Origin of the sequence: Thalassobacillus hwangdonensis, assembly GCF_042675915.1 — a bacterium.
In the GTDB taxonomy this organism is placed as follows: Bacteria; Bacillota; Bacilli; order Bacillales; family Halobacillaceae; genus Thalassobacillus_A; species Thalassobacillus_A hwangdonensis.
This window is the reverse complement of sequence record NZ_JBHTKL010000007.1, coordinates 42708-50792: the sequence shown is the minus strand read 5'-3', so window position 1 is coordinate 50792 and position 8085 is coordinate 42708. Positions and strand designations below refer to the sequence as shown.

General features: G+C 44.7%; 9 protein-coding genes. All 9 read right to left on the bottom strand.

Annotation, left to right across the window (positions count from 1 at the left end; genetic code table 11):
- Window positions 1-271: 271 nt before the first annotated feature.
- The 9 genes from lysS to ACFQ2J_RS18375 all read right to left on the bottom strand — a co-directional run bounded on the left by lysS (window position 272) and on the right by ACFQ2J_RS18375 (window position 7671).
- Entirely contained in the window at window positions 272-1756 is a 1485-nt protein-coding gene (gene lysS / locus ACFQ2J_RS18415) for a lysine--tRNA ligase (protein ID WP_386064170.1), read from the bottom strand.
- 212 nt (window positions 1757-1968) lie between these two features.
- Window positions 1969-2202, bottom strand: coding sequence for a helix-turn-helix domain-containing protein (locus ACFQ2J_RS18410; protein WP_386064167.1), 234 nt, complete (start codon window positions 2200-2202; stop codon window positions 1969-1971).
- The gene (gene folK / locus ACFQ2J_RS18405) at window positions 2166-2684 is read right to left on the bottom strand and encodes a 2-amino-4-hydroxy-6-hydroxymethyldihydropteridine diphosphokinase (RefSeq protein WP_386064164.1); all 519 of its coding nucleotides are present in this window, start codon (window positions 2682-2684) and stop codon (window positions 2166-2168) included. The genes ACFQ2J_RS18410 and folK overlap by 37 nt, the downstream gene beginning before the upstream one ends.
- Window positions 2685-3047 carry a dihydroneopterin aldolase gene (gene folB, locus ACFQ2J_RS18400; RefSeq protein WP_386064161.1) on the bottom strand — a complete coding sequence of 121 codons (363 nt, stop codon included), beginning with the start codon at window positions 3045-3047 and terminating at the stop codon, window positions 2685-2687.
- Window positions 3048-3049: 2 nt separating this feature from the next.
- On the bottom strand, window positions 3050-3814 hold the full coding sequence (folP, locus tag ACFQ2J_RS18395) for a dihydropteroate synthase (protein ID WP_386064175.1): 765 nt from the start codon (window positions 3812-3814) through the stop codon (window positions 3050-3052).
- Window positions 3815-3988: 174 nt separating this feature from the next.
- Window positions 3989-4915, bottom strand: a complete 927-nt coding sequence (gene cysK, locus ACFQ2J_RS18390; RefSeq protein WP_386064159.1) for a cysteine synthase A — start codon at window positions 4913-4915, stop codon at window positions 3989-3991.
- Window positions 4916-5047: 132 nt separating this feature from the next.
- Complete coding sequence (locus ACFQ2J_RS18385; protein ID WP_386064157.1) at window positions 5048-5971, bottom strand: peptidyl-prolyl cis-trans isomerase; 924 nt, start codon at window positions 5969-5971, stop codon at window positions 5048-5050.
- Between the two features lie 17 nt (window positions 5972-5988).
- Complete coding sequence (gene hslO / locus ACFQ2J_RS18380) at window positions 5989-6873, bottom strand: Hsp33 family molecular chaperone HslO (protein ID WP_386064155.1); 885 nt, start codon at window positions 6871-6873, stop codon at window positions 5989-5991.
- Window positions 6874-6879: 6 nt separating this feature from the next.
- The gene (locus ACFQ2J_RS18375) at window positions 6880-7671 is read right to left on the bottom strand and encodes a type III pantothenate kinase (protein WP_386064154.1); all 792 of its coding nucleotides are present in this window, start codon (window positions 7669-7671) and stop codon (window positions 6880-6882) included.
- Between the last annotated feature and the right edge of the window lie 414 nt (window positions 7672-8085).

Here is an 8085-nt window from a genome sequence, read left to right as displayed (position 1 = left end):
TCAAAGATCAATTTGTTGTCTGCTGTTCAAAACAGCGACTTAACTAATATATCATGCGGTTGTTTTAAAGTCAACAACTTTTTTGTGATTATTAGTTTGTGTTGTTTGTCTGTCGCGTTTCGTTTAATGCGACGTTTAATAATTTATCACGGTTTCGGAGTTCAATCAAGAGGTAAATGAAATAAAAGTTTTTTCAGATAGTTTGGCTCATTTTATAAACAAAAAGACCTCGACAGAAAAATGTCGAGGTCTTTGTATAGGCATTTCTACTTCAGTCACGATTACGCATCTGAGGGAAAAGCAGTACGTCCCGGATGGATGGTGAATTCGTCAACAGCATCACCACTCTGTCGATACCGATTCCGAGTCCGCCTGTAGGAGGCATACCATACTCAAGCGCTTCGATGAAATCATCGTCCATCATATGCGCTTCATCGTTCCCTTCTTCTCTTTCCTTCAATTGTGCTTCAAAGCGTTCACGTTGATCGATTGGATCGTTCAATTCGGAGAACGCATTCGCATGCTCACGTCCAACGATGAACAGCTCAAAACGATCTGTGAAACGGCTATCTTCAGGGTTTGTTTTAGCTAGTGGAGAGATTTCCACAGGGTGACCATAAATAAACGTAGGTTGTATCAGCTTTTCTTCTACGTGTTGCTCGAAGAATTCATTGACGATATGACCGAACGTCATCGTGGACTTGATTTCAACCCCATGTTCTTTTGCAAGAGCTTTTGCTTCTTCATCACTCATCTGTTTCCAGAAATCCACGCCTGTATATTCTTTGATGGCATCTACCATGTGGAGACGTGTCCATTCAGGAGTCAGGTCAACTTCATGATCGCCATAAGCGACTTTTGTTGTTCCAAGCACGTCTTCTGCAATATGAGCTATAAGATGTTCTGTAAGGCTCATGACATCGTGGAAGTCCGCGTACGCTTCATAAAGTTCAAGCATAGTGAACTCAGGATTGTGTCTTGTAGAAACCCCTTCGTTTCTGAACACACGGCCGATTTCATATACTTTTTCCATTCCACCTACAATCAGACGCTTCAAATGAAGTTCGATTGCAATACGCATATATAATGGAATGTCCAAAGCATTATGATGCGTGATGAACGGACGCGCAGATGCTCCACCCGGAATTCCGTGCATCATTGGTGTTTCTACTTCAAGAAACCCCTGTCCATCAAGGTAACGACGCATAGATTGAATGATCCGGCTGCGAGTTACAAAGGTGTCACGGCTCTCAGGATTGGTGATCAGGTCCAGGTAACGTTGACGATACCGCTGTTCAACATCCTTCAGTCCGTGATATTTTTCCGGTAATGGGCGCAACGATTTCGTAAGCATATGGAATTCATCCGCTTTAACGGAGAGCTCCCCTACTTTCGTTTTGAACACAACACCTGTTACACCGACGATATCACCGATGTCCGCTGTATTGAATATTTCATACGCCTCTTCTCCGATGCGGTCTTTACGTACATATAGCTGAATTTGTCCGCTCAAATCCTGGATGTGGGTGAAGCCAGCCTTCCCTTTTCCACGCTTCGTCATGATACGCCCTGCAATCGTAGTCGCAATCGCTTTTTCCTCTAACTCTTCTTTCGTAAATGACTCGTATTTCTCCTTCAGATCCTCAGCATAATCTGTTCGTTCGAATTTTCCACCGAAAGGATCCATCCCCTGTTCACGGTATGTGTCAAGCTTCTCTCGACGCACCCTCATGAGATCATTCAATTCCTCCGTCATTCGTATCACTCCATTTCTATAATTTAAGCTATATATGTCTGCTTACCGAACTAATTTAAAAAACTGCCAGCATGTCTACTGGCAGCATAACTAGACTTAGTATAGAAAATCCGATGAAATGTGTCAACGACGAACGTTCATCCTAGGTCTCCGTCATTTACTCAAGTACCCGTCGATAGGGTTACGGATCTTCGCATCTTCCAATCTTCTGTTTAAGTGCTGATAACTTTTTCTTCTTTTCTCATCGTTAATTCAGCTATGGATACTTCTAAAGCTTCTGCTATCTTCTCTAAGGTTTCGGGAGTAGGCAATCTTACGCCACGTTCAATTTCACCCATGACAGAAACAGATATATCCGTTGCGCGGGATAAGTCCACTTGCGTCATGCCTTTCAATTTACGGTAGCCTTTCAATCGCTTCCCCAATCGCTGTTGTTCTTCTGCCATGGAATAACTCCTTCTATCTCTTGGTTGGGTAATGTATTCAATACTGCCTGAGCTGTAGTATCAACTGCAGGTATATATGCTTCTGGATCGAGTTCCGCTAATGGAACCATAACAAATGCTCGTTCGTGCATGGACGGGTGGGGAATTTTTAACCGCTCTGTGTCTATATGTTCTTGATTGTACATTAGAATGTCAAGGTCGATGGTCCGTGGCCCCCACTTGATCATCCGTTTCCTCCCCAATTCATGTTCAATCGATTGACATAAATCAAGCAGGTTCAACGCCGGAAGAGACGTCTTGACTTGGATCACCATGTTCAAAAAATCGTTCTGCTCCGTGTAGCCCACGGGTGCAGTCTCGTAAATTCGTGAGCGCTTTGTGATGGAAACTTCAGGATGGTGTTGTAATTCTTTTATGCCCGCCTCCAAGTATTCATCACGTGGATTAATGTTGGAGCCTAAGGCAATATATGCGCGATTCATTCAGTCACGTCCCCGGAAGATTTCGATGGCAACGGACTGATAATGGCCAGGAATTGGAGGGTCCGGCTTGATTACTTTGACGCGGCAGAAAGTCACTTTTTCAAATGTATCCAGCAATTTGGCAGCCAAGTCTTCTGCTACTGCTTCCACCAGATTCTTCGCTTCTCCCTCTACGACAGACTTAGTTACTTGATAGATTTCTCCATAGTCTACCGATTCTGTCATATCATCTGTACGACCGGCCTTTTTTAAATCAATATCCAATTCAAGGTCAACGTAAAAGCGTTGCCCTAACTTATTTTCTTCTGGAAATAACCCATGGTAGCCGTAGAATTCCATTTGTGTGACATAAATTTTATCCACTCTCATTCTCCTTTCCCAAGCATAGCATCCATCATTTTAGCCATTCTTGCTATCGGTTTGACGTCATGAACCCTTACAATATGAGCACCTTTACTAATACCCAGGCAGACCGTCGCACCCGTCCCTTCCACCCTCTCTTCTGTCGGCAGATCCAGGACTTGTCCTATAAAGGACTTTCTTGAAGTTCCAAGTAACAAGGGGTAGCCAAGTTCCTGGAATGCATCGAGGTGACGCATGACGACCAAATTATCTTCTGGTGTTTTCGCAAATCCTACCCCTGGATCCAGAATAATATGTTCATCCTTTACAGACGCAGCTTTTGCAATAGCGATGCTTTCTTTTAAATCTTCCTTCATATCATCAATCAAGGCTACATAATCTTTGTTTGTTCGATTGTGCATTAAGATGATCGGGACTCCATATTCCGCCGCCACTTCCGCTATTTCAGGCTCTTCCTTCGCTCCCCACACATCATTGATGATAGAAGCACCTGCCTCGATTGCCTGCCGTGCAACTTCAGCTTTGTACGTATCGATGGATATAGGAATGTTCAGCTCTTTGGACAGATATCCAATGATTGGAACAACGCGCCGAATCTCTTCCTCTTCTGATACCGGTTCATGACCAGGCCTTGTCGACTCTCCACCAATATCAATGATGTGAGCACCGTCTCGCTCCATTTTCTTAGCCTGATCCAATGCCCGGTCAAGATCATTATATTTGCCACCATCGGAAAAGGAATCGGGAGTGACGTTCAGAATTCCCATGATCAGTGTTTGTTTATCCAACTCGTATGTCTTTTTATCAGTATGCAATAGATGTCTCAATCCAATTACCTCCGCACTTCGACTCTCCACTATTTTACACTATCTGTTGTTTGGATTCATTGTCTCTACACAAAAAAGAGCGATGCCATTATGACATCACTCTCTAAGCGTTTGTTATTCTTCGTCGAATTGGTATAGCGGTGTAGACAAATACCTTTCACCGTTACTTGGAAGGACCGCCAACACCTTTTTCCCTTTGCCAAGCTTTTTCGCCACTTGTTTCGCAGCATGGATCGCTGCACCTGAAGATACACCACCAAGAATACCATCTTTGCGCGCGGCTTCCCTGGCTGATGCATAGGCTTCCTCATTCGAAACCTGGATCACTTCATCATATACACCCGTATCAAGGATACCAGGAACGAATCCTGCACCGATCCCCTGGATTTTATGTGGGCCTGGCTGACCTCCGGAAAGAACAGGAGAAGCGTCTGGTTCTACCGCATAGATTTTGATGTCTTTATAATGCTTCTTCAAGACCTTACCTGCACCAGTGATTGTACCACCCGTGCCGATTCCGGAAATAAAAGCATCCAGCTGATCACCCATCTGCTCGACAATCTCCGGTCCTGTCGTTTTTTCATGAATCAGTGGGTTTGCTTCATTATTGAACTGTTGAGGCATGAAGTAGCCGTGCTCCTCGTGAAGCTCTGCCGCCTTCTTGATCGCGCCCTTCATCCCCTCACTACCAGGAGTAAGAACAAGCTCAGCACCATAGGCACGCAACAGATTCCTACGTTCCTGACTCATCGTATCAGGCATGACGAGTACCGTCTTATATCCTTTTGCAGCAGCGATCATCGCAAGCCCAATACCAGTGTTACCACTCGTCGGTTCTACGATGGTGTCCCCAGCTTTCAAATGTCCTTCTTTTTCTCCTGCTTCGATCATGGATAGTGCAATACGATCCTTTACGGAACTACCCGGGTTCATGTACTCCAGTTTCAAATAAATATCCGCACTGTTTTCATCTGCACTTCTGTTCAGTTTCACAACAGGGGTCTTACCGACCAATTCACTAATGTTATCAGCTATTCTCATCAAAGCCCTCCTAATTCCTAGTGATTTAATAGGATTTAATTATAATTTACGTTTTACTTTTGGAAATGTCAAACTTTTCGCACACTGTTATTCTTATTAATCCAACGAAAAAAATAGAAGGCGTTAAGCCTTCTATTCCCCATAAATCCAGTCAATATCCGCTTGTTCCCAGAGCATATCGGCTGTAGCGACACCACTGATGTGTCCCAAAGCCAGTTCGCGCCGGATATGTGCCTTCAATTCATCGTAAGTGAACGTTACTTCAGGCAGGGTTCGATGCAAGTAGATGACCACGTACCCGCCAGGAGCCTCAAATGGTTGACTGTATTGTCCCTCTTCCAGCTTTTCAGCTGCATTAAAATAGGCATTATCAAGAAAAGTGGTGTTCTCTGAGTAATACCCTAAGTAGCCTCCGAATTCACCCGAGCTTGTTTCATCAGAATATTCCCTGGCAAGCACAGAGAAATCACTGCCTTCTTCAAGTTCTTTATAGACTTTGTCAGCTTCCTTTTTATTATTGACTACAATCTGGGACAGCTGATAGGTTTTACTGAACGTATAGTCGTCTTTATGCTTTTCGAAATACTTTTTTATATCTTCTTCAGCGATTTCGACATCACGCGTCAATATTTCTTCCAAATATAACTGATACTCGATATCTTTTCTCCACTGTTCCTGCTTTTGTTCAAGCTCTTCTTTTCCCGATACTCCCTGCATCGTTTCCATGGAATGCAGCTCCCGATCGATAAGCTTCGGTTCGAGTGTCAGGTCATGTTCTTCTGCCAATTGAAAAACGAGCTGTTTATTGACCATATCTTCCAACGTCTTCTTGCCATACGTCTGCTTCAAAGAGGAAACCCAATCGACATAGGATACTTCCTCACCATTGATCAATGCTACAGGTTCATTGACTTCATCTGACGCTTCCACAACTTCCATGTCCTGAAGCTTGGAAGATTTGGGAGAGGTAGAACGTTCTCCGGACCAGAAATATAACGTCAACAAATTTGTAATGACTAACAGGGAAACAAGTCCCCATAATACCTTACGATTCACTTGACCACCCCGAGAAATTATTGAGGAGAATCCCCAGCTTTCAGTTGTTCCAATTCATCGACATTGAATGTATATACTTCATTACAAAAATGACATTTCGCTTCTGCACCCTGATCTTCATCGATCATCGCTTGGACTTCTTCATCCCCTAAGCTTGCAATTGCAACTTCGACCCGTTCCTTCGAACAGCGGCACTTGAAACTTACCTCGTTCGTATCCAGCACCTTCACATTTTCCTGACCAAGAAGTTCGAACAGAATTTCCTCTGGAGTTTTGCCATCGGCTACCAGGCTTGAAATTGGAGGGATGGTGCTTAATCTGTTTTCAATTTCGGTAATCGCTTCATCGTCCGCTCCTGGCATCATCTGAAGGATGAACCCTCCTGCAGCTTTGATGGAGTGATCCGTATTCACAAGCACCCCTGCACCTACTGCAGATGGGACCTGCTCTGAGTTAGCATAGTAGTACGTAAAATCTTCACTGATTTCACCTGATACGATCGGGACCTGCCCTGTGAAATGATCCTTAAGCCCAAGATCTTTCACTACGCTTAAATTACCTTCTGTCCCGACTGCACGTGCAACATCAAGCTTTCCTTTATCATTCAATTCAAAGTCGACATGTGGATTTTGCACATATCCCCGGACATTTCCATGTGCATTTGCATCCACAATGATTGCGCCAAGCGGTCCATTCCCCTCTACCTTAAGGGTCAACTTGTCTTCGCCTTTCATCATATAGCCCATCATTGCGCCTATTGTCAACGTCCGTCCTAATGCTGCCGATGCCGTTGCCCACGTATCCTGTCGGCGGCGTGCTTCTTCCACTGTTTCTGTGGACTGGATCGCGTAGGCGCGGACCATTCCATCAAAAGCGGTTGCACGAACTAGATAATCTGACATTGTTCATCAATCTCCTTTAAATGCATTTTTCCCTTTATTTCTCTGATATATAACATATAGACCCTTCAAGGTCAGATAAGGATCTACAACATCGATTGCTTTGGACTCATCTGCAATTAGAGCTGCCAAACCACCAGTTGCAATGACTTTAGCATGCGTTCCCGAGGTTTCTTTCATACGGTTTACGACATCATCCACCTGCCCTACGTAACCGAAGAATACTCCGGACTGCATGGCTTCGACAGTACTTTGGCCGATGACGTTACCTGGGTTCTTGATTTCAATTTTTGGGAGCTTCGCCGCCTTTGCATACAGCGCCTCCATCGAAACGTTGATACCTGGCGCGATGACTCCTCCAACATACTCCTTCTGGTCGTTTATGTAGCAGAAGGTAGTCGCCGTACCGAAATCGATGATGATCAGAGGCCCATCGAACTTGTCCAATGCACCTACAGCATTGACGATCCGGTCAGCACCGATTTCTTTCGGGTTCGGGTACTGCATCGCCAGCCCGTCTTCCACTTCTTCACTACCAATGATCATTGGTGTCTTATTGAAATACTTATGCGCCATTCTTCCCAATGAAAAAGTGATTGGTGGTACTACGGTTGATATGATGATCCCGTCAATATCAGAAAAAGACAAGTCTTCATGCTCGAGCAGTGATTTGATGAGCATTCCGAATTCATCTTCTGTTTTGTGGCGATCGGTTTTGATGCGCCAATGATATTTTAATGTATCCTCAACAAAAACACCCAGTACGGTGTTTGTATTTCCGACATCTAATACGAAAATCATGAAAATAACCCCACTTCGATTCGTTTGACGACTTCATGATACCACAAATGTGTAAAAAAGGAATGATTCTGTTTGAAGATCATGTAAGGGCGTTGTAGTGAGTCAGGGGTGGCGGGAAATAACTCGCTTTCCTGCGGGGGAACTGGCAAGCTTCCTCGGGCGTTGCCCTGCGGGATCTCGCCTAGCTCCTTCTCCCGCGGGAGTCTCGTCATTTCCCGCCCCCCTATGAATGTGCGAGTAACGCCCCTCCTCTCCTGCTGATGAAGTTAAAAACTCATCAAAGTTGAAACTTCAATCATCTCAACTTAAGCGGGTGTGAGCGGAGACGATGAGACTCCCGCGGCAATGGATTGACTGGTAAGACCCCACAGAGCGTTAGCTCGAGGAGGCTTGCCGTCATCCCGGCAGGAAAGC

What these genes read in the sequence shown, in the direction of transcription:
- lysS (WP_386064170.1), bottom strand. Translation starts at nt 1,756, where the DNA reads ATGACGGAGGAATTGAATGATCTCATGAGGGTGCGTCGAGAGAAGCTT.
- ACFQ2J_RS18410 (WP_386064167.1), bottom strand. Translation starts at nt 2,202, where the DNA reads ATGGCAGAAGAACAACAGCGATTGGGGAAGCGATTGAAAGGCTACCGT.
- folK (WP_386064164.1), bottom strand. Translation starts at nt 2,684, where the DNA reads ATGAATCGCGCATATATTGCCTTAGGCTCCAACATTAATCCACGTGAT.
- folP (WP_386064175.1), bottom strand. Translation starts at nt 3,814, where the DNA reads ATGGGAATTCTGAACGTCACTCCCGATTCCTTTTCCGATGGTGGCAAA.
- cysK (WP_386064159.1), bottom strand. Translation starts at nt 4,915, where the DNA reads ATGAGAATAGCTGATAACATTAGTGAATTGGTCGGTAAGACCCCTGTT.
- hslO (WP_386064155.1), bottom strand. Translation starts at nt 6,873, where the DNA reads ATGTCAGATTATCTAGTTCGTGCAACCGCTTTTGATGGAATGGTCCGC.
- ACFQ2J_RS18375 (WP_386064154.1), bottom strand. Translation starts at nt 7,671, where the DNA reads ATGATTTTCGTATTAGATGTCGGAAATACAAACACCGTACTGGGTGTT.